Source organism: Halorubrum sp. SP3 (genome assembly GCF_005435195.1).
GTDB lineage: Archaea > Halobacteriota > Halobacteria > Halobacteriales > Haloferacaceae > Halorubrum > Halorubrum sodomense.
In genome coordinates, this window is the sequence record NZ_SGTU01000236.1 from 1 (window position 1) to 625 (window position 625).

The following is a 625-nucleotide window of genomic DNA, read 5'->3' on the forward strand; positions in this document are numbered from 1 at the left end:
CAGAATCTATTAGACATTTCAGTTACAGTTGAGTGTATGCGAGGTAGGCGAGAGTTGTTAGCAAGTGTGGGGGCTATTAGTACAGTCGCGATCGCCGGGTGTTCTGGTGGAGGAGCTGACGACACGGGTAGTGAGGGAGACGGTCAAGATGGTGAGGGTGGTACAGCAACGAGTAACGACGAGAGCGGCGGAAATACGAGCAGCGATGGGGATGACGAGGATAGTGAGAGCGGGACAGCGGAGAACACAACCTCGCAAACCCCGACGAGCGTTGTTCGACAGTTCTGGGAGGCGATTATAGCGGGTGAGTATGAACGGGCGAATGAATTACTACACCCGGGATCGCTGAATTACCCGTTAGATGAGTCCAATGTAGCAATCTCCGGGCAGGCGGTCGAAAGCGTCGAAGTGGTAACGTACGAGGAGGCCAGTGAAATCATCGCATTAGCTTCCGAAGATGACCTCGACCAAGCAGTTCAAGATGCGACTGGCGTCGCCGAGTACACGTTAGTACATGTTTCCCTGACGGAAAGTGATGGTATTACTCCCGTAGTCGAGCAAGACGGTGAGCTACTGGCTGTCTGGCTACGGTAGGAACTCCGGCGGAGGAGTTTTGCGCCTGGCT

General features: G+C 54.2%; 1 pseudogene. It reads left to right on the forward strand.

The annotated features are described in order from the left end of the window. A pseudogene (locus EXE42_RS16385) lies at positions 1-594 on the forward strand (hypothetical protein); the annotation flags it as partial. Between the last annotated feature and the right edge of the window lie 31 nt (positions 595-625).